This is a genomic window from Acinetobacter calcoaceticus (genome assembly GCF_016508255.1).
Lineage (GTDB): Bacteria > Pseudomonadota > Gammaproteobacteria > Pseudomonadales > Moraxellaceae > Acinetobacter > Acinetobacter calcoaceticus_E.
In genome coordinates this window covers 75,588-95,482 of the sequence record NZ_JADVKT010000001.1, presented here as the reverse complement: position 1 = coordinate 95,482, position 19,895 = coordinate 75,588, and the positions used below count along the sequence as shown (strand labels likewise).

19 protein-coding genes and 1 other RNA gene are annotated in these 19,895 nt (G+C 37.7%); 13 read left to right on the top strand and 7 right to left on the bottom strand.

What is annotated here, in order from left to right; translation table 11 throughout:
- Positions 1–58: 58 nt before the first annotated feature.
- The gene (gene glnG / locus I5515_RS00475; protein ID WP_199964248.1) at positions 59–1,552 is read right to left on the bottom strand and encodes a nitrogen regulation protein NR(I); all 1,494 of its coding nucleotides are present in this window, start codon (positions 1,550–1,552) and stop codon (positions 59–61) included.
- Positions 1,539–2,651 (bottom strand): nitrogen regulation protein NR(II), encoded by a 1,113-nt coding sequence (glnL, locus tag I5515_RS00470; protein ID WP_199964247.1) that lies wholly within the window; start codon positions 2,649–2,651, stop codon positions 1,539–1,541. The genes glnG and glnL overlap by 14 nt, the downstream gene beginning before the upstream one ends.
- 342 nt (positions 2,652–2,993) lie before the next feature.
- On the opposite strand from glnL, the gene rimO reads away from it, so the two are divergent.
- From rimO to lpxA, 12 genes are all read left to right on the top strand, one after another.
- Positions 2,994–4,337: a 30S ribosomal protein S12 methylthiotransferase RimO gene (gene rimO / locus I5515_RS00460; RefSeq protein ID WP_199964246.1), complete on the top strand. Its 1,344-nt coding sequence runs from the start codon at positions 2,994–2,996 to the stop codon at positions 4,335–4,337.
- A gap of 50 nt (positions 4,338–4,387) precedes the next feature.
- Positions 4,388–5,116, top strand: a complete 729-nt coding sequence (gene pyrH / locus I5515_RS00455; RefSeq protein ID WP_003652185.1) for a UMP kinase — start codon at positions 4,388–4,390, stop codon at positions 5,114–5,116.
- Between the two features lie 85 nt (positions 5,117–5,201).
- Positions 5,202–5,756: a ribosome recycling factor gene (gene frr / locus I5515_RS00450; protein WP_004791853.1), complete on the top strand. Its 555-nt coding sequence runs from the start codon at positions 5,202–5,204 to the stop codon at positions 5,754–5,756.
- Positions 5,757–5,760: 4 nt separating this feature from the next.
- Positions 5,761–6,513, top strand: coding sequence for a polyprenyl diphosphate synthase (gene uppS, locus I5515_RS00445; protein WP_199964245.1), 753 nt, complete (start codon positions 5,761–5,763; stop codon positions 6,511–6,513).
- Positions 6,513–7,337 carry a phosphatidate cytidylyltransferase gene (locus I5515_RS00440; RefSeq protein ID WP_199964244.1) on the top strand — a complete coding sequence of 275 codons (825 nt, stop codon included), beginning with the start codon at positions 6,513–6,515 and terminating at the stop codon, positions 7,335–7,337. Before uppS ends, I5515_RS00440 begins: the two co-directional genes overlap by 1 nt.
- Positions 7,338–8,534, top strand: a complete 1,197-nt coding sequence (gene ispC / locus I5515_RS00435; RefSeq protein WP_199964243.1) for a 1-deoxy-D-xylulose-5-phosphate reductoisomerase — start codon at positions 7,338–7,340, stop codon at positions 8,532–8,534.
- A gap of 1 nt (position 8,535) precedes the next feature.
- Positions 8,536–9,891, top strand: a complete 1,356-nt coding sequence (gene rseP, locus I5515_RS00430) for an RIP metalloprotease RseP (RefSeq protein ID WP_199964242.1) — start codon at positions 8,536–8,538, stop codon at positions 9,889–9,891.
- Positions 9,892–9,928: 37 nt separating this feature from the next.
- Positions 9,929–12,439, top strand: a complete 2,511-nt coding sequence (bamA, locus tag I5515_RS00425) for an outer membrane protein assembly factor BamA (RefSeq protein WP_199964241.1) — start codon at positions 9,929–9,931, stop codon at positions 12,437–12,439.
- A 40-nt stretch (positions 12,440–12,479) separates the two neighbouring features.
- Positions 12,480–12,980: an OmpH family outer membrane protein gene (locus tag I5515_RS00420; protein ID WP_199964240.1), complete on the top strand. Its 501-nt coding sequence runs from the start codon at positions 12,480–12,482 to the stop codon at positions 12,978–12,980.
- 4 nt (positions 12,981–12,984) lie between these two features.
- A complete protein-coding gene (gene lpxD, locus I5515_RS00415; protein ID WP_199964239.1) occupies positions 12,985–14,055 on the top strand; it encodes a UDP-3-O-(3-hydroxymyristoyl)glucosamine N-acyltransferase in 1,071 nt (356 codons plus the stop codon).
- A gap of 6 nt (positions 14,056–14,061) precedes the next feature.
- Positions 14,062–14,547 (top strand): 3-hydroxyacyl-ACP dehydratase FabZ, encoded by a 486-nt coding sequence (gene fabZ / locus I5515_RS00410; protein WP_000140523.1) that lies wholly within the window; start codon positions 14,062–14,064, stop codon positions 14,545–14,547.
- Positions 14,544–15,332 (top strand): acyl-ACP--UDP-N-acetylglucosamine O-acyltransferase, encoded by a 789-nt coding sequence (gene lpxA / locus I5515_RS00405; protein ID WP_199964238.1) that lies wholly within the window; start codon positions 14,544–14,546, stop codon positions 15,330–15,332. Before fabZ ends, lpxA begins: the two co-directional genes overlap by 4 nt.
- Positions 15,333–15,390: 58 nt before the next feature.
- Here the strand turns inward: lpxA and I5515_RS00400 are convergent, their stop codons facing one another.
- Positions 15,391–16,251, bottom strand: a complete 861-nt coding sequence (locus I5515_RS00400; protein WP_199964237.1) for a YbgF trimerization domain-containing protein — start codon at positions 16,249–16,251, stop codon at positions 15,391–15,393.
- A gap of 313 nt (positions 16,252–16,564) precedes the next feature.
- Between I5515_RS00400 and ffs the strand changes: the two genes are divergently transcribed.
- Positions 16,565–16,661: signal recognition particle sRNA small type (ffs, locus tag I5515_RS00395), an RNA gene on the top strand.
- A 15-nt stretch (positions 16,662–16,676) separates the two neighbouring features.
- Here the strand turns inward: ffs and I5515_RS00390 are convergent.
- From I5515_RS00390 to I5515_RS00375, 4 genes are all read right to left on the bottom strand, one after another.
- Positions 16,677–17,159 carry a regulatory protein RecX gene (locus I5515_RS00390; protein ID WP_199964236.1) on the bottom strand — a complete coding sequence of 161 codons (483 nt, stop codon included), beginning with the start codon at positions 17,157–17,159 and terminating at the stop codon, positions 16,677–16,679.
- Between the two features lie 59 nt (positions 17,160–17,218).
- The gene (gene recA, locus I5515_RS00385; protein WP_005040004.1) at positions 17,219–18,265 is read right to left on the bottom strand and encodes a recombinase RecA; all 1,047 of its coding nucleotides are present in this window, start codon (positions 18,263–18,265) and stop codon (positions 17,219–17,221) included.
- Positions 18,266–18,410: 145 nt separating this feature from the next.
- Positions 18,411–18,839 (bottom strand): RNA-binding S4 domain-containing protein, encoded by a 429-nt coding sequence (locus I5515_RS00380; protein ID WP_199964235.1) that lies wholly within the window; start codon positions 18,837–18,839, stop codon positions 18,411–18,413.
- Positions 18,823–19,509 carry an HAD-IA family hydrolase gene (locus I5515_RS00375; RefSeq protein ID WP_199964234.1) on the bottom strand — a complete coding sequence of 229 codons (687 nt, stop codon included), beginning with the start codon at positions 19,507–19,509 and terminating at the stop codon, positions 18,823–18,825. Before I5515_RS00375 ends, I5515_RS00380 begins: the two co-directional genes overlap by 17 nt.
- Between the last annotated feature and the right edge of the window lie 386 nt (positions 19,510–19,895).

The following is a 19,895-nucleotide window of genomic DNA, read 5'->3' as shown; positions in this document are numbered from 1 at the left end:
AATAAAAATAAAGCGGTTAAGACATTCTTAGCCGCTTTAAATTTAGTTGGTAAGTTTTTTAGGCTTCAGTTTGGCTAACCTTGTGTTCATCTTCCTCATCATCGTCAGCAGAGTCCATTCCAAGTTCTTTTAACTTGCGAGTTAAGGTATTACGGCCCCAACCCAATAATTCTGCTGCGTGACGTTTTCGACCACGTGTTTGTTGTAAAGCAGCGTTAATTAACGTGCGCTCAAACATTGGGGTGGCAATGTCCAAAATCTTCATTTCACCATTTTTTAGCTTTTGAATTGCCCATTGATTTAGTAGTTCATCCCAATGATGCAATGAAATACGTTCAAATGAAGGAGCAGGCTGTCCAGCATCACTGTTCTTTTGTAATGGAACCTGTTTGAGCTCCGAAGGTAAATCTTCTGGATAAACTTCACGTCCAGTAATCATTACCGTTAGCCAGCGACACGTATTTTCAAGTTGTCGAACATTGCCGGGCCATGGCAACTGTTGCATATAATCTGTTGTCTCTGTACGTAAGATTTTTGGACTTACGCCAAGTTCTTTACCGGCACGTGCGAGAAAATGCTGGGCAAGCATAGGAATATCTTCGCTACGATGGGCCAGTTTAGGAATATGAATACGAATCACATTTAAACGATGGTATAAATCCTCGCGGAAGCGGCCTTCATTCACTAATTTTTCTAAATCTTGATGAGTTGCTGCAACAATTCGCACATCAACTTTAACAGGAATGTGTCCACCCACACGATAAAACTCACCATCTGCTAATACACGAAGTAGGCGGGTTTGAGTTTCAAATGGCATGTCGCCAATTTCATCAAGAAATAGTGTTCCACCATTTGCTTGTTCAAAACGACCTTGGTGTTGAGTGTTTGCTCCAGTAAAAGCACCTTTTTCATGACCAAATAGCTCGGTTTCAATCAAGTCTTTTGGAATTGCTGCCATATTTAAAGCAATAAAAGGCTTGGTACGGCGCGGAGAGTGCTTGTGTAAAGCATGTGCGACTAATTCTTTACCTGTGCCCGATTCACCATTAATTAAAACGGTAATATGGGATTGAGATAAACGGCCAATGGCGCGGAAAACTTCCTGCATTGCCGGAGATTCACCAATAATTTCGGTCGATTGAAGAGGTGAAGCTGTTTTTGTAGCTTCTTGCTGTTGTAGTTTATTGATATGCAGGATTGCACGATTGACTAAGGCTAAGGCTTCATCAATATCAAATGGTTTTGGTAAATATTCAAAAGCACCTGTTTGATAGCTTGAAACAGCAGACTCTAAATCGGAGTGTGCTGTCATAATAATCACTGGTAAATCTGGATGAGAGTTTTTGACTTTAGATAAAAAAGTTAAACCATCTATTCCAGGCATTCGGATGTCAGTCAAGATGACATCGGGAGCATCATGATGTAAACGTTCAAGCGCAGTTTGAGCTTCTTCAAAATTGGTAACGTCAAATCCTTCTTCTTTAAAGGTCTTTTCCAATACCCATCGCATGGCGCGATCGTCATCAATAACCCATATTTTATTTCGCGACACGGTCTGACTCCCAAGGTAAATATAAGCTAAAAATAGTTTTTCCAGGAACAGATTGGCATTCAATCATTCCGTTATGTTGATGCATAATATTCTGTGCAATACTCAGGCCAAGGCCAGTACCTTTTGCTCGTCCAGTAACCAATGGATAGAACACGGACTCTAAAATACTTTCAGGTATACCAGGTCCATTGTCTTCAATATCAATCCGCACGGTAGATCGATTCAGTACACCATTAATCGTGACAAGACGTTGTATACGTGTACGTAAAATTAACTCAGGTTCTTCCTGATCTATAAAAAATGCTTTATTCTCTGTTATAGCTTGAATTGCATTTACGCTAATGTTGAGCATGACCTGAATTAACTGATCCCGATCAGCATTAACATCGGGTAAAGACAAGTCATAGTCACGTATAATTTTAATTTTCTTCTTTGTCTGGTTTGCAATAAGAGAGCGTACCCGTTCTAAGGGTTCGTGTACGTTAACATTTTCATAACTTGGTAGTTGTCTAGAACCCAGCATGGTATCAGCCAAGTTGGTTAAACGATCTACTTCACTAATGATGACATCGGTGAATTCAGCATAAGTTTTATCATTTAAACTACGAGCGAGTAACTGGGTTGCTCCCCGAATACCGGCAAGTGGGTTTTTAATTTCATGTGCAACGCCACGCACGAGCTGTCTTGCTACCTGATGTTGTTGAACTAGATTTTCTTCTTTTGAAATCTTTAACATGCGATCGATTGGATTGAGCTCAATCAATAGTAGTGAATGGTAGCTTTTACCTGCATTTAATTGAGAAACTGTGTAATCCACGTGCAGGTCTTTAAAGTTGACATTAATGACAGCTTCTCGACGCGTATAAGGTTGTCCAGTTTTTATGGTGTTTAATAAAGCCTCATGTGTATTAAAAGTATCGTCTGGGGCATGAAGCAAGTTTAAAACGGGTTGGCCTGAAGCACGAAGCAAACTAATGTCAAATAGTGCTTCACAGGCTGAATTTAAATAAAAAATATTCAAATTACTATCGATCAATAAAATCGCAGTAGTTAGGTTGTCTACCAATAGGCGATAGTCGATAGGGTTGTGTTGATCCATTAGCGAATCGTTCCTGTCTTAAAATAGCGCAATGGCATCTTCATTGGTTATCGGCTTTTCACCGTTATAGAACATGTACGATGCAAAATATACGCCAACTTTGTTTATGGGTTATTTTAAAGTTTTAAAGTACTTAAAAACGCGCTGAAATCGTTCTTTATATCTTTTGATCAAAACGGATAGCTCAAGTTTAAATAATAACATGATCTAAATTGGTGCAAAAATGGGTTTTGGTGCAAATGTTGGTTGTATTTTGGTGCATTACACAAAGAGTAGGCTTTCCACCTATGCTTGAGCCAAGAAAAGACATACAATACGCGCATTCAAGTGGAGCGCAGATTCATGAAGACCCCCAAAGTCGGTTTTGTTTCTTTAGGTTGTCCTAAGGCATTGGTAGATTCTGAACGAATTTTAACTCAGTTAAAGACTGAAGGTTATCAAGTTGCATCAGATTATGATGGTGCTGATTTAGTAGTTGTTAATACCTGTGGTTTTATTGAATCTGCGGTACAAGAGTCGCTAGATGCAATTGGCGAGGCCATGAGTGAAAATGGTCGAGTGATCGTTACTGGATGCTTAGGTAAAGATGAAGATAAAATTCGTCAAATGCATCCAAACGTTTTAAAGGTTACTGGTGCAGCAGCTTATCAAGATGTAATGGAAGCTGTACATGAATATGTACCAGCGCCGCCTAAACATAATCCGTTTATTGATTTGGTTCCTGAACAAGGAATTCGCTTAACACCAAAGCATTATGCCTACTTAAAAATATCTGAAGGATGTAACCATCGTTGTACCTTCTGTATTATCCCAAGTATGCGTGGTGACTTGGTTTCTCGTCCAGTTGGTAGTGTATTGGAAGAAGCTGCGGCACTTAAAAGAGCGGGTGTAAAAGAAATCTTGGTTATTTCTCAAGATACATCTGCTTATGGCGTAGACACTAAGTACAAACTTGACTTCTGGAATGGTCAGCCTGTTAAGACAAAATTCTTCGACATGTGTGAAGCACTAGGCCAATTGGGCATCTGGATGCGTCTACACTATGTTTATCCATACCCACATGTGGATGCGGTAATTGATTTAATGGCACAAGGTAAAATCCTACCATATCTAGATATTCCATTCCAACACGCAAGCCCACGTATTCTTAAGTTAATGAAGCGTCCGGCTCACAGTGAAAATACGCTAGAAAAAATTAAATTATGGCGTGAAAAATGTCCTGATCTTGTGATTCGTTCTACTTTTGTAGTAGGTTTCCCAGGTGAAACTGAAGAAGATTTCCAGATTTTGTTAGATTGGTTGGTTGAAGCTCAACTTGATCGTGTAGGTTGTTTTACCTATTCACCAGTAGAAGGTGCTACGGCAAATGATTTACCAGATCATGTGCCAGAAGAAATCAAACAAGAGCGTTACGAGCGTTTTATGCAAGTCCAGCAACAAATTTCTGCTGCCCGATTGCAAAAACGTATTGGTCAAACGATGACTGTATTAGTCGATAGTTTAGAAGATGAATATCCTGTTGCCGTTGCACGTTCTTATGCCGATGCTCCGGAAATTGACGGTAATGTGTTTGTAGAAGATATCGATAAGAGCACTATTCAACCGGGCGATATGTTGGAAGTCGAAATTACCGATGCGGACGAATACGATTTGTTTGCAAAGTTAATTAAAATTAAATCGGTTTAATCGAAATATATTTAAAGAGCATTCAGTTTTAGAGGTTTTGGAGCAAAGTCATGGCGGAAACTATTAGCCCTCGTTATTCACGTATTCTATTAAAATTATCTGGTGAGGCATTATCAGGTAATAAAGATATGGGTATTGATGCCCAAGTTTTAGATCATATGTCCCTTTCAATTGCACACTTGGTTGGCTTGGGTGTGCAAGTGGGTATTGTTGTGGGTGGCGGTAATTTGTACCGTGGTAGCCAGTTGCAAAAAGATGGTCTGGTTGGTCGTGTAACAGGCGATCAAATGGGTATGCTTGCAACCGTGATGAATGGCCTAGCTATGCGTGATGCTCTAGTTCGTCGTAATATCAGAACTCGTCTTATGTCTGCATTGCCAATTGGTACGGTGGTAGAGTCTTATTCAAGTCGTGACGCTATCCGTCATTTGAGTCAAGGTGAAGTTTGTGTTTTCGTTGCGGGTACAGGAAATCCATTTTTCACAACGGATACAGCGGCATGTTTACGCGGAATTGAAATTGAAGCCAATTTAATTTTAAAAGCGACCAAAGTAGATGGCGTTTATAATAAAGATCCAAGTAAATTTGAAGATGCTGTCAAGTATGATCATTTAACCTTTGACCAAGTGTTAGACGAAAAACTTGGTGTTATGGATTTGACGGCTATTTGTTTGTGCCGTGACCATAATGTGCCATTGCAAGTTTTTGATATGAATAAATCAGGTGCGTTATTGTCAGTAGTAATGGGTGAAAAAGAAGGGACGCGCGTTACTAAATAATGTACGTGTTACCGAAAGCTCTTTATACTAGCGCTAAATTAAATTTGTTAAATATATCTTTGAATAAATAAGTAAGGTAGATCATATGATTAACGATCTGAAAAAAGACAGCGAACAGCGCATGTTAAAAACTCTAGAGTCTTTGGAGCTAGGGTTTGCTAAAGTTCGTACCGGCCGTGCACACCCATCAATCTTAAATGGTGTGATGGTTCCTTACTACGGTTCTGATGTGCCATTAAATCAAGTAGCAAACGTGGGTATCGAAGACTCTCGTACACTTATTGTTCAGCCATTTGAGCGTACAATGGTTTCAGCTATTGATAAGGCAATCCGTGAAAGTGATCTTGGTTTAAACCCGATTACAGCAGATGCAATTCGTGTACCTTTACCAGCATTAACTGAAGAAACACGTCGTGATATGCAAAAAGTTGCGCGTAATGAAGCTGAAAATGCAAAAGTTGCGATTCGTAATATTCGTCGTGATGTATTGGGTGATATCAAAGCATTGCTAAAAGAAAAAGAAATTTCTGAAGATGATGAACGTCGTGCAGGTGATGATATTCAGAAAATTACTGACAAATATGTTGCAGAAGTAGACAAACGTCTTGCAGCGAAAGAAGCAGAATTGATGAAGGTCTAATTTTATGACCGATTCTGAAGAGTATCATCTTCCCAAGCATGTTGCCATCATTATGGATGGCAACAACCGCTTTGCAAAAAAAAATCAAATGCAAAAGGGTGATGGGCATCGGGAGGGTAAAAATGTTCTTGATCCTATCGTTGAACATTGTAAAAAAACTGGTATCCGTGCTCTAACTGTTTTTGCATTTTCAAGTGAAAATTGGAATCGACCGCAGTATGAAGTCGATCTGCTTATGATGCTTCTGGAAGAAAGTATTCACGAGCAAATTCCTCGCATGAAGAAATTTAATATTGCTTTGCGTTTTATAGGTGATCGTTCCCGATTATCCTCACACTTAGTTGCTTTAATGGAAGATGCAGAGCAACAGACAGCACACCATGACACTATGACCCTAACTATTGCAATAAGCTATGGTGGGATGTGGGACATTGCAAATGCAGCAAAACAGGTTGCAGAGGCTGTTTCCCGTGGTGAATTTAGTGCTGATCAAATAAATGTTGATTTGTTCGAAAAATATGTCAGTCTAAACGATCTGCCACCTGTGGATTTATTAATCCGTACAGGCGGAGATTACCGCATATCTAATTTCTTGTTATGGCAAGCAGCTTATGCGGAACTGTATTTTACGGAAGCTTTATGGCCAGAATTTACAGTAAAAGAGTTCGATCATGCATTGAATGTTTTTTCAGGGCGTGAACGTCGTTTTGGTAAAACATCTGAACAAATTCAGCAAGAGAAAATAGAGAATTTATAATGTTAGAGCGGATTGTTACCGCATTGGTACTTGTTGCAGTTGTTTTAGGCTGTATGTTTGCTACGCAATCACATTATCCAATGTTGGTTCTTATGATTGTTGCAGCAGGGGTTGCAGGGTATGAGTGGTATAAGTTGATGCCTCGCGAAACTGTAAATGCTGTAAAACCCAAAGCTTGGTGCTATGGTCTGCTTGTTGCATTTGTTTCAGGTGTTGCCTTATTTTTCCATGATATTGCATTAATCTTGTGGTCTGCTTCCATTTTGACATGGATTGTAAGTGTATATTGGGTCAAATCATTTCCTGAATTTGATGGCTGGTATAACGCGACGTTATATATAATTGGCATAATATTAGTCTGTGCTGCAGTAACGTCAATTTTTGTAGTATGGCAAAGTTCACCATGGTGGTTAATGTATCTCTTCTTGCTCGTATGGGGTGCAGATAGTGGTGCTTACTTTGTTGGTCGAAAATTTGGAAAAAGAAAACTAGCTCCGACAGTAAGCCCTAATAAATCAGTAGAAGGTTTGTATGGTGGTGTTATTACGACCGTAGTAATAATGTTAGTTGTGCAATATCATTATCTAAATTTAACTTTAATTCAGCAAATTCTGTTTCTTGTATTGTCGTTAATTACAGTATTTGGTTCAGTTTTGGGTGATTTATTTGAATCAATGATTAAACGTCGTGCCGGTATTAAAGATTCTGGCCGTGTTCTGCCTGGTCATGGTGGTGTTTTAGACCGTATTGATTCTTTACTTGCTGCAGCCCCGATCTTTGCAACGGGAATGTATATATTAAAACTTATTGGTGTAGATTTATAGATGACACAATCTGTTTGCATATTGGGTGTAACCGGTTCCATTGGTCAAAGTACCTTAAAAATTTTAAATCAACATCCTGATAAGTATTCAGTGTTTGCGATTTCAGCTCATAGCCGAATTTCTGAGCTAGTTGAAATTTGTAAACAGTTCCAGCCAAAAGTCGTGGTTGTTCCTGAGCAAAAAGTTGTCGAATTAACAGCTTTAATTGCGCATAATAAATTACAAAATATTGAAATTTTGGTGGGTCAGCAAGGTCTGGTAAGCATTGCTTCACATCCAGATGTTGATGTTGTTATGGCAGCAATTGTTGGCGCTGCAGGCTTGTTGCCTACATTGGCTGCTGTGAAAGCTGGTAAACGTGTATTGTTGGCGAATAAAGAAGCTTTGGTTATGTCGGGTGAAATCATGATGCAAGCAGCACGTGATCATCAGGCGTTGTTATTACCAGTAGATTCCGAACACAATGCTATTTTTCAGTCATTGCCTCATAATTATTTAGAAGCCGAAAGAAATGGGCAGCCGCAGCAGGGTGTATCCAGAATATTATTAACAGCCTCTGGTGGCCCTTTTTTAAATCATTCTTTAGAGCAATTAAAAGAAGTTACTCCTCAGCAAGCTTGTAAGCATCCTAATTGGTCTATGGGACAAAAAATCTCTGTTGACTCAGCTACTCTTATGAATAAAGGATTAGAGTTGATTGAGGCGTGCCATTTGTTTTCAATATCGGAACATTTTGTTACAGTTGTTGTCCACCCACAAAGTATTATTCATTCTATGGTGCAATACGTAGATGGCTCAACATTGGCACAAATGGGTAATCCTGATATGTGTACGCCAATTGCACATGCTTTAGCATGGCCTGAGCGTTTACAGACGAGTGTTCCTGCTTTAAATTTATTTGAATATTCTCAGCTCAATTTTCAGGCTCCAGATATTCAAAAATTCCCAGCACTTGATTTGGCTCGTCAAGCAATGCGTGCGGGAGGTTTGGCACCTACTATTTTAAATGCTGCAAATGAAATTGCTGTTGCTGCATTTTTAAAGGAACAGATTGGATTTACAAATATCCCACAAGTGGTAGAGCATACTTTGCAAAAATTGGAAAATTCAGTTGCTGAAAATATTGAGTGCATTTTAGATAAAGATGAAATAGCACGACATGTTGCACAGCAATATATATCAAGTATAGGAGGCTGAAATGAACGCATTATTTATGATTGCAGCAGCGGCTCTTTTACTTGGTCCTTTAATTGCAATCCATGAGTTCGGCCATTATTGGGTTGCACGAAAATTAGGTGTAAAGGTTTTAGTATATTCTATTGGTTTTGGACCTACATTACTCAAATGGACATCAAAAAAATCTGGAATCAAATACCAGCTTTCAGCTTTGCCATTGGGTGGCTATGTAAAAATGCTCGATGAGCGTGAAGGTAATGTTGCAGAGCAGGACTTACCTTATGCATTTAACCGTCAAAAACCATGGAAACGTATAGCAATTGTTGCAGCAGGTCCTTTAATAAACTTGATTTTTGCTGTCTTACTTTTCTGGATTCTATTTTTACCTGCACAAGAACAGCTAAACACTAGAGTAGGTAAAGTTATACCAAACTCACCAGCAGCAACTGCACAAATGCAAGTAGGTGACAAGGTCATTGCAGTTGATGGAAAAGAAATACAAACTTGGGAAAAGCTTAATTTTGCTTTGATTGATCGAGTAGGTGAAACTGGTAGTGTAAATATTGATGTAGACCGTGCAGGTACTGAAAAAAATATTGTTTTACCGATTAAAGACTTCTTAAAAAATCAAAATGAATCAGCTTTAGATGTATTAGGTTTTTTACCATATCGTCCGGTTATTCCGGCTGTTGTCACTGAATTGACTCAAGATGGAGCTGCAATTCGCCAAGGGGTGAAAGTAGGTGACCGTATTGCTTCAATTAATGGCCAGGCAATGAAAGACTGGTTTGATGTTGTAGAGGTAGTACAACATTCTCCAGAAAAATTACTCAATATTGATGTGTTGCGTAATGGTCAAATAGTTCATTTGCAAGTTATGCCTCAAGGGAAAAGGGATAACATGGGGCAAGTGAGTGGTGTCTTGGGCGTGAAAAGTGATGCAGGAAAAATTACAATTCCTGACGAATATAAGCAAACAATTCAATATACTCCAATACAAGCTTTCGAGATGTCACTAGATAAAACTGGTCAAATCTCTAGCATGATATTGAGTTCAATAGTAAAAATGGTTAAGGGTTTAATTGGTTTAGAGAATCTTTCTGGACCGATTACAATTGCGAAAGTAGCGGGACAAAGTGCAGAAATGGGATGGCAGACTTTTATCTCATTTATGGCTTTAATGAGTGTAAGTCTTGGAATTTTAAATTTATTACCAATTCCAATGTTAGATGGTGGACATCTGGTTTATTACATTATTGAAGCTATTCGTGGGAAGCCTGTTTCTGAACAAATACAAATGTTTGGTCTAAAAATTGGTATGGTACTGCTCGGTAGTATGATGCTTTTGGCTCTATTTAACGATTTTATGCGTTTGTAAACGTATATGGATTTATAACTTACTGGAAAAAACTGGCATGCGGCACACACATTTTTTAATGCCTTTGGCACTTGTTAGCGCTATGGCAGCGGTACAACAAGCATATGCAGCTGATGATTTCGTTGTTCGAGATATTCGCGTAGATGGCTTGGTCCGTCTTACACCTGCAAATGTTTATACCATGTTGCCAATCAACAGTGGCGATCGCGTTAATGAACCGATGATCGCAGAAGCAATTCGAACATTGTATGCCACTGGACTTTTTGACGATATTAAGGCATCAAGAGATAACGATACTTTAGTTTTTAATGTCGTAGAGCGCCCAATTATTTCAAAACTTGAATTTAAGGGTAATAAACTTATTCCTAAAGAGGCATTAGAACAAGGCCTCAAAAAAATGGGAATTGCTGAAGGGGAAGTTTTTAAGAAATCAGCTTTACAAACAATTGAAACCGAATTAGAGCAGCAATATACCCAGCAGGGCCGTTACGATGCTGATGTAACTGTTGATACGATAGCGCGTCCAAATAACCGTGTTGAACTTAAATTAAATTTTAATGAAGGTACTGCGGCTAAAGTTTTTAATATCAATATTATTGGTAATACTGTTTTTAAAGATAGTGAAATTAAACAAGCCTTTGCACTTAAAGAAAGTGGTTGGTCTTCTATTGTAACTCGTAATGACCGTTATGCGCGAGAGAAAATGGCTGCAAGCCTTGAAGCTTTACGCGCTATGTATCTTAATAAGGGTTATATTAATTTCCATATCAATAACTCACAGCTTAATATTAGTGAAGATAAAAAGAATATCTTTATTGAAGTTGCTGTAGATGAAGGTAGCCAATTTAAATTTGGACAAACCAAATTTTTGGGCGATGCACTTTATAAACCAGAAGAATTACAAGCTTTAAAAATTTATAAAGATGGCGATACTTATTCTCAAGAAAAAGTAAATGCCGTTAAGCAATTATTATTGCGTAAATATGGTAATGCTGGTTATTACTTTGCTGATGTGAATATTGTTCCGCAAATTAATAATGACACAGGGGTTGTTGACTTAAATTACTATGTAAACCCAGGTCAGCAAGTCACTGTACGTCGTATCAACTTTACAGGGAACAGTAAAACTGCCGATGAAGTATTACGTCGTGAAATGCGTCAAATGGAAGGCGCTTTAGCCAGTAATGAAAAAATTGATTTATCTAAGGTTCGTTTAGAGCGTACAGGATTTTTTAAAACTGTTGATATTAAGCCAGCTCGTATTCCAAACTCACCAGATCAGGTGGATTTAAACGTAAATGTTGAAGAACAACATTCTGGAACTACAACATTAGCTGTAGGTTACTCACAAAGTGGTGGTATCACGTTCCAGGCAGGTTTGAGTCAAACTAACTTTATGGGAACGGGTAACCGCGTTGCGATTGATTTGTCTCGTTCGGAAACTCAAGATTACTATAACTTAAGTGTTACAGATCCTTACTTTACAATTGATGGGGTAAGTCGCGGTTATAATGTTTATTACCGTAAGACTAAACTTAATGATAACTATAACGTTAACAACTATGTTACTGATAGTTTTGGTGGTAGTTTAAGTTTTGGTTATCCAATTGATGAAAATCAGAGCTTAAGTGCTTCTTTAGGTATTGATAATACGAAGGTGACAACAGGTGCGTACGTATCTACTTATGTACGTGACTACTTGTTAAAAAATGGTGGAAAAACTACTTCAACCAGCACTTACTGCCTTGTTGACCTTGTTCAAGATAAGACAACTGGTTTATATAATTGCCCAGATGGACAAACTTCTAAGCCTTATGGCAGTGCATTTGAAGGTGAGTTCTTTACTTATAACTTAAACTTAGGTTGGTCATATAACACATTAAACCGTCCGATTTTCCCAACGTCAGGTATGTCACATCGAGTAGGTCTGGAAATTGGTTTGCCAGGTAGTGATGTTGACTATCAAAAAGCGACTTATGATGCTCAGGCATTTTTCCCTATTGGTAGTAAAGGTTTTGTGTTGCGTGGCTATGGTAAACTTGGCTATGGTAATGATTTGCCATTCTATAAAAACTTCTATGCGGGCGGTTATGGCTCTGTCCGTGGTTATGATAACAGTACCCTGGGGCCGAAATATTCAAGTGTAAATTTACAAGAAGAAGGTAAAGATGATTCTTCACCAGAGGATGTAGGTGGTAACGCTCTAGTGCAGTTTGGTACTGAGTTAGCTCTACCATTACCTTTTAAAGGTGACTGGACTCGTCAAGTTAGACCAGTAATTTTTGCTGAAGGCGGTCAAGTATTTGATACTAAGTGTGACGTTCGTTCTTATTCTATGATAATGAATGGTCAGCAAATTCCAGACGCTAAAAAATACTGTGAAGATAACTATGGTTTCGACTTGGGTAACATGCGTTATAGCGTAGGGGTAGGTTTTACATGGATTACCATGATTGGACCATTATCACTTAGCTATGCATACCCATTAAATGAAAAGCCTGGTGATAAAACCAAAGAAATCCAATTTGAAATCGGTCGTACTTTCTAAGTACGACTTGACTAAACATGAAATAAGGACACAAATTTAAATGAAAAAATTAAATATATTAATGTTAGGACTAGGCCTGACAGTTTCTGCTATGACTAATGCTGCTGGCTATGGTGTTATTGATCTGGCTAAAGTTGTAGAAAATAGTGCTTATTTGAAACAACAAAACGCAAGTTTAAATCAATCAGTTAAGCCAACAACAACTCGTCTTGAGCAGCTGGGTAAAGAATTAGAAGGTCTTCAACGTCAAGCCCAAACTCAGGGGCAAAAAATGAAAGAAGATGATATTAAAAAGCTTCAAGCACAATATCAGACAAAACTTAATGAATTTAATTCAACTCAACAAGGTTTGCAGACTAAAGTTCAAACTAGTTTGCAAGGAATGAATTCAACTTTCGAGAATCGTGTGAAGCAAGCAGCTGAACAATTACGAAAAGAAAATAATCTTGACTTCATTTTGAATAAAAATTCAACCGTTGCCTATGACGCTAAATATGATTTAACTGATAAAATGATTCAAAAGGTTAATTCAATGAAATAAATTAATGACAGTGCAATATTATCGTTTAGATGAACTAGCTCACTTAGTGAATGGTGAGCTAGTAGGTACAGGTAATCTTCAATTTATAAACTTAGCAAGTTTAGAAAATGCTGAAACTAATCAAATTGCTTTCGTGAATGGCGAAAAGTATATTGCTCAAGCAAAGGCTAGCCATGCGGGTGCGTACATTGTTACAAGCCCCATTAAAGAACAACTCCCCGATAAACAAAATTTTATTATTGTTGATAATCCTTATTTAGCTTTTGCCATACTTACTCATGTTTTTGATAAAAAAATCACTTCTGTAGGTATAGAGAGTACGGCTCAAATTCATCCTTCTGCGATTATTTCTGATACAGCATATATCGGTCATTACGTTGTAATTGGCGAAAATTGTGTGGTAGGTGATAATACAGTTATCCAATCCCATACAAAGCTTGATGATAATGTAGAAGTTGGGAAAAATGGTTTTATTGACTCTCATGTCACTATTACGGGTGGTTCTAAATTACAAGATCGTGTTCGTATTCATTCCAGCACTGTGATTGGAGGGGAAGGTTTTGGCTTTGCCCCTTATCAAGGCAAATGGCATCGTATAGCTCAATTAGGTTCAGTTTTAATCGGAAATGATGTTCGGATTGGATCAAATTGTAGTATTGATAGAGGTGCACTTGATGATACAATTTTGGAAGATGGGGTAATTATTGATAACCTTGTGCAAATCGCACATAACGTTCATATTGGTTCAAATACGGCTATCGCTGCTAAATGTGGAGTTGCAGGTAGTGTTAAAATTGGCAAAAACTGCATTCTAGGTGGAGCTTGTGGAGTATCAGGGCACCTTTATATCACTGATAATGTAACTTTAACTGCAATGTCAATGGTCACAAAAAATATTTCTGTAGCTGGAACTTATTCTTCTGGAATCGGGTTATTTGAAAATAGTCATTGGAAAAAGACAATTGTACGCTTGCGACAATTAGCAGATGTGCCATTGACCCAAATCACTAAACGACTTGATCATATACAAGCTCAAATAGAGTCTCTTGAATCAACCTTTAATTTGCGTAAATAGAATATTATGACCGAGTCAACTACACCTAAATTTGCCATCCCTGAATTACCAATGCAGATTCAAACGATTCGTCAATATTTGCCGCATCGTTATCCATTCTTATTGGTTGATCGTGTGACTGAAGTTACTGACAATAGTATTGTTGGTTATAAGAATGTTTCTATCAATGAAGAGTTTCTACAAGGACATTTCCCAGAATATCCAATTATGCCTGGCGTTCTAATTGTTGAAGCACTAGCTCAAGTTTCAGGTGTTCTAGGATTTATTATGAACAACGAAACGCCAAAACCAGGTTCTTTGTTCCTGTTTGCTGGTGCAGAAAGAGTTAGATTTAAAAAACAAGTAGTTGCAGGCGACCAACTTGTATTAAAATCCGAGTTGGTAATGCAGAAGCGCGGTATTTACAAATACAATTGTACAGCTAGCGTCGACGGCATCGTAGCAGCAACCGCTGAGATTATGATTTCACACCAAAAAACAGAGCAGGCATGAGCAATCACGATTTAATCCATTCTACCGCCATTATTGATCCATCTGCAGTGATTGCTTCAGATGTTCAAATAGGACCTTATTGTGTCATTGGTCCTCAAGTGACTATAGGTGCTGGTACTAAATTACATTCTCATGTGGTAGTAGGTGGTTTTACCAGAATTGGCCAAAATAATGAGATCTTTCAATTTGCAAGTGTTGGTGAGGTATGCCAAGACCTGAAATACAAAGGTGAAGAAACCTGGCTTGAAATTGGTAACAATAATTTAATTCGCGAGCATTGCAGCTTACATAGAGGTACTGTGCAAGATAATGCATTAACTAAGATAGGTAGTCATAACCTATTGATGGTAAATACGCATATTGCGCATGACTGTATTGTAGGTGATCACAATATTTTTGCTAATAATGTTGGTATTGCTGGGCATGTGCATATTGGTGACCATGTTATTGTAGGTGGTAATTCTGGCATTCATCAATTCTGTAAAATCGATTCTTACAGTATGGTGGGTGGCGCATCGCTAATTTTAAAGGATGTACCAGCTTACGTTATGGCTTCTGGTAATCCTGCTCATGCATTTGGTATTAATATCGAAGGAATGCGTAGAAAGGGTTGGTCTAAAAATACAATTCAAGGCCTCAGAGAGGCTTATAAGTTAATTTTTAAATCAGGGCTTACCTCTGTTCAAGCTGTTGAGCAGATTAAAAATGATATTCTTCCGAGTGTTCCAGAAGCTCAATTATTGATTGACTCTGTTGAACAGTCAGAACGTGGTATTGTGCGCTAAGAGAATATATTAAAAAAAGACACTGCATATTGCAGTGTCTTTTTTTTTCTTTAAATTATTATTTATTAAAAAATTTGGCTTCTTCAGATTTTGAATACTGACTCAAGATTTTAGTTTTATATTGGTTTGCTGAAGCTGTATTTTTATCGACATCTTTAGCAATGCTATAGAGTTGATATAGGGCGCGGGGAGCTTTACTAGAATTTGGATATCGAGTTGCTACTACATTATAATTCTTTTTTGCTTCATTATAGTTTACCGGATCAGTTGCTAAATTAAATTCAGCTAACCAAAAGTAGGCATTTCCAGTATAAACACTATTTGGATGATTTTTAATAAAGTTTTGCATTGGAGCAATTGCTTTTTTGGCACCACCTTGCTTATAGGCATCTAAAGCTACAGTATAAGCTGCCTTTTCAAGCTCTACTGAGTTTGACTGGTTTTGTGAAGGTGGTTGAGACGCTTCTGGTTGTGATGGTGGAGTGGTGGAGCTGCTTGTTTGAGTGGCATTTACTACTTTGTTATCTACTGCGGAGGCTTCTGTGCTTGCCGTAGCAGGAGTGTTGCTGTTCGCAGGATTATCTGATGGTGCACTTTCTGGGTCGACTTTCTGATTAAGTAGTTCTAAACGTTGATCTAGGTCAGTATAACGATTAGATAAATCTTTTTTTAATTGTTCAATATCGTTTGATTGCTCTTCTAATTGACCACGTAAGGTACGTACATCATTTTCTAATTGTTGGTTTTTTTGCATTAATTCCCAGTTTAAGTTACTAGGTACTGATACATTATTAGAAGAAGTGTTAGTTGAACTGCCATCATTTTGGCTTAAACCGCGAGACTCAATTGGAATGTTGGCATAGAGAGAGGTAGTGCTCATTAAGGCAATAAATAATAAAGAATGCTTCATCAATCGCATGAGTATAGATCCATAATTTTATGTAAAAGCCAATTTGAGAAAGGAATATATAAACTATTCACTTAACTATCTAAGATTTTAATTGGTCAATGCAATTAAAACAGCTAACAATATAAATGCAAGAATAGTTTACAATCTTCAAGCATATTTTATCCAAAATAAGATACAAGAAAGAATATAGGAGAGAGAAATATAGAAAATTACGGTTTTTTGCTGATGAATTAATCAATTGAAACATAAACTTGCTTAAAACTGTGAAGAAGGGTTGCAACTCTTTTAAAAATCTCTATACTCTGTTTTGCAATGGTAGCCCCGCTGGTGGCTTCGCAATTGTACTCTGTGAACCCCGCCAGGACCGGAAGGTAGCAACGGTAGCAGATCTATGATGTGCCGAAGTTTTGCTAGTGGGGCTACCACCATTTCTCTTAGTCCACTCTCCGTTGGACTGCTTTTATAATTACATCTAAATCAAATCCTCTATATTGTAAAAACCTAATCTGTTTTGCTTTAAGTTTTGGATCTTTTTCTACTTCTTCACCAAATTTTTTCACTTTCAGTTGATACGCTTGCTCTATCCAATCAATATTATGAATATCTTCTGCAATTAAATCATTTTCGATTTGTTTTGTTTTTAAAGCTTGTTTAATACGCTTTGGTCCTTTGCCTTTCCGAATCTGGCTAGCAAGCATTTGTTCAGCAACACGTTGATCACTTTGATAATTCTGTTCAGATAATTCATCAACAAGTTGTTTAACCTCTTCAGGATTTTGAGCATAACGAGTTAATTTTTCAATAAGCTCTGCTTTGGAGTAATCTCGACGAGTTAATAAAGCAAAAGCATAGGAGCGTAAACGCTGACCTGTAAGCAAAGCTCTTTGTTGAGACTGTTCTTCAGTTCTTTTGAACATAGTATTGGGATTCCCTTGTAAAAAAACGCCCCGAAGGGCGTTTTAAGGCTCATGAATAATTAAGATTCTAATAAAAGATCGGCTTCTTCTTCATCTTCAACTTGAGCAGTATTAGTACCCGTTGTTAACAGCTGTTCACGGATATTACGTTCAATCTCTCCAGCCATTTGAGGGTTTTCTTCAAAGTGGCGAATAACATTGTTCTTACCTTGACCAATTTTATTACCTTGATATGAATACCAAGCACCTGCTTTTTGTACGATATCTTGTTGTACAGCTAAATCTACAAGTTCGCCTAGCTGGTTTGTGCCTTTACCATATAGGATTTGGAAAAGAGCCTCTCGGAAAGGAGGAGCCATTTTGTTTTTAACAACTTTAACTCGAGTTTCAGAGCCGACGATTTCATCGCCTTCTTTTACTTGACCAATACGGCGGATATCTAAACGTACAGAAGCGTAGAACTTCAATGCGTTACCACCAGTTGTAGTTTCAGGGCTACCAAACATTACGCCAATCTTCATACGGATTTGGTTAATGAAAATGACCATACAGTTTGAGCGTTTAGCATTACCAGTAATTTTACGAAGTGCCTGACTCATTAGACGAGCTTGCAAACCCATATGAGAGTCACCCATTTCACCTTCAATTTCTGCTTTAGGGGTAAGGGCAGCGACTGAGTCGACAACAATCATATCAATTGCGCCAGAGCGAACTAGCATATCTGCAATTTCGAGAGCTTGTTCACCGTTATCAGGCTGTGATACAAGCAGATTGTCAATGTCTACACCAAGTTTACGTGCATATTGTGGATCTAATGCATGCTCTGCATCAATAAATGCACAAGTACCACCAGCTTTTTGACATTGTGCAATCGCTTGTAGAGTCATTGTGGTTTTACCAGATGATTCTGGACCATAAATTTCGACAATACGACCTTTTGGTAAACCACCAATCCCCAATGCAATATCTAAAGTCAAAGAGCCTGTAGATACAGCTTCAACAGCTTGAACAGTGTTGTCACCGAGACGCATCACCGTATTTTTGCCAAATTGTTTCTCAATTTGACTTAGCGCGGCTTGTAATGCTTTGCTTTTATTCTCATCCATCTCAAAAACCTCAATACTCTATGTTCATCACGTTTAACCCAAGTGGATGCATTGAATCTCAACTTGTTTCACTGGGTTAATAGTGACAGATTTTTTCTATAGCTTCTATGTGTTGTATGTGTGTGTGCGACACAACTCGACGTTTTTATTCATCATCGTATGACCAATGTTGATCATTCTCCTGTTTAAACCGACTAATTTGTCGACGATCCTTTTTAGTGGGTCTATGGTCAGGTCGAGCTAGATTATGCAATTTTCGTTGCGATGCAATCAACTCCCGTCTAGCAATACTTACTTCGGTTTCTTCATAAAGTTGCTGTGCCACTGGAGCTGGACCACGTGTGTTCGAAAGGGCCTTTATTACAACAGTTTTTTTATCAAACCCTTGCTGAATAATAAGCTCCATTCCAACACGAATTTCTTTAGAAACTTTTACACGCTCATTATTGTGATGTACTTTACCTCCTTCAATTGCTGATTTAGCAATTGAACGAGTTTTAAAAAAACGAGCAACCCATAGCCATTTGTCGACACGCATGGTCTCTACAGCATCGTTTTCATGCAATTTTGACATCATTATCCTTTCTATCAATTTGATTCAATATAGACAGCAATTCTGTAAGTCGATCTAGTGCTTTATACTCTAGATCCTGTTGCTGTCTTATACCCTTTAGACTTGAGGGCTGTGAGATAGTAAACAAGTGTTTAATACCAAATTTCTCTGCCGTTTTTAATACAGGAGTCGTATCGTCAATAAAAATCGTTTCATCTGGATTGAATAAATGTAAACGTTGGAGTTCTTGCCAAAAATTAATATTTTCTTTGGCATAACCAACTTGTTCACTTGATATGATTACATCAAAGAAATGTTCAATTGCAATATTGTCGAGTTTTAAGCGTAAGCTGGCCCGGTCAGCATTAGTCACTAGCCAGCACATATATCCTTGCTCTTTAAGTTGTTGCAAAAGTTCAATACAGCCAGAACGAGCTTTGATTTTAGATTGAAATTCTTGCTGTAATCTCAGTACATCAACGCCTACAGTTTTAGTCCAATAGGTTGATGAATACCAAACAAGAGTATGCCTATGAGATTGATAAAATTGATATAGTGTTTTTTGGCTTTGGATGAGTGGAAGTCGATGTATCTGGGCGTGTCGTTCAGGAAGGCATTCATTCCAAATGAAATCATCAAAAGCAAGATCTAATAGCGTACCATCCATGTCAAACATTACAATCTTAGACATGCGTCAAAAATCTCCAAAGGCTTTTAAAGCAAAATTTTTATGACACATCTACCATATATCCTTTTAAAATCACAAATTATAAAAAATTATGAACACTCAAATTAAGGTAAAATTCCATCCATTAATTTTTTCTAAAATTTATACAGATTAATGTGACGGATAGGGAAATGAATCGTTTGAAATTATAGCGCGTAATTTTGCAAAACAGAAAATAATAATAAGTGGTTTTTAGTAGAAAGTTCTTCTTTTATATGGAGTAAAACAATAACCAGAATCTTCTAAATTAGAAATCTAAATGATTATTTAAGAGTTTTTTCTAATTATGGTTACATACGATACTTTTTGATAAACAATATATAAATTGAAGAGTACTCAATTAACGTTAT

Excerpts from the sequence above, each read along its gene's own strand:
- glnL (WP_199964247.1), bottom strand. The coding sequence starts at position 2,651 with ATGGATCAACACAACCCTATCGACTATCGCCTATTGGTAGACAACCTA.
- rimO (WP_199964246.1), top strand. The coding sequence starts at position 2,994 with ATGAAGACCCCCAAAGTCGGTTTTGTTTCTTTAGGTTGTCCTAAGGCA.
- pyrH (WP_003652185.1), top strand. The coding sequence starts at position 4,388 with ATGGCGGAAACTATTAGCCCTCGTTATTCACGTATTCTATTAAAATTA.
- frr (WP_004791853.1), top strand. The coding sequence starts at position 5,202 with ATGATTAACGATCTGAAAAAAGACAGCGAACAGCGCATGTTAAAAACT.
- uppS (WP_199964245.1), top strand. The coding sequence starts at position 5,761 with ATGACCGATTCTGAAGAGTATCATCTTCCCAAGCATGTTGCCATCATT.
- I5515_RS00440 (WP_199964244.1), top strand. The coding sequence starts at position 6,513 with ATGTTAGAGCGGATTGTTACCGCATTGGTACTTGTTGCAGTTGTTTTA.
- ispC (WP_199964243.1), top strand. The coding sequence starts at position 7,338 with ATGACACAATCTGTTTGCATATTGGGTGTAACCGGTTCCATTGGTCAA.
- rseP (WP_199964242.1), top strand. The coding sequence starts at position 8,536 with ATGAACGCATTATTTATGATTGCAGCAGCGGCTCTTTTACTTGGTCCT.
- bamA (WP_199964241.1), top strand. The coding sequence starts at position 9,929 with ATGCGGCACACACATTTTTTAATGCCTTTGGCACTTGTTAGCGCTATG.
- I5515_RS00420 (WP_199964240.1), top strand. The coding sequence starts at position 12,480 with ATGAAAAAATTAAATATATTAATGTTAGGACTAGGCCTGACAGTTTCT.
- lpxD (WP_199964239.1), top strand. The coding sequence starts at position 12,985 with ATGACAGTGCAATATTATCGTTTAGATGAACTAGCTCACTTAGTGAAT.
- fabZ (WP_000140523.1), top strand. The coding sequence starts at position 14,062 with ATGACCGAGTCAACTACACCTAAATTTGCCATCCCTGAATTACCAATG.
- lpxA (WP_199964238.1), top strand. The coding sequence starts at position 14,544 with ATGAGCAATCACGATTTAATCCATTCTACCGCCATTATTGATCCATCT.
- I5515_RS00400 (WP_199964237.1), bottom strand. The coding sequence starts at position 16,251 with ATGCGATTGATGAAGCATTCTTTATTATTTATTGCCTTAATGAGCACT.
- I5515_RS00390 (WP_199964236.1), bottom strand. The coding sequence starts at position 17,159 with ATGTTCAAAAGAACTGAAGAACAGTCTCAACAAAGAGCTTTGCTTACA.
- recA (WP_005040004.1), bottom strand. The coding sequence starts at position 18,265 with ATGGATGAGAATAAAAGCAAAGCATTACAAGCCGCGCTAAGTCAAATT.
- I5515_RS00380 (WP_199964235.1), bottom strand. The coding sequence starts at position 18,839 with ATGTCAAAATTGCATGAAAACGATGCTGTAGAGACCATGCGTGTCGAC.
- I5515_RS00375 (WP_199964234.1), bottom strand. The coding sequence starts at position 19,509 with ATGTCTAAGATTGTAATGTTTGACATGGATGGTACGCTATTAGATCTT.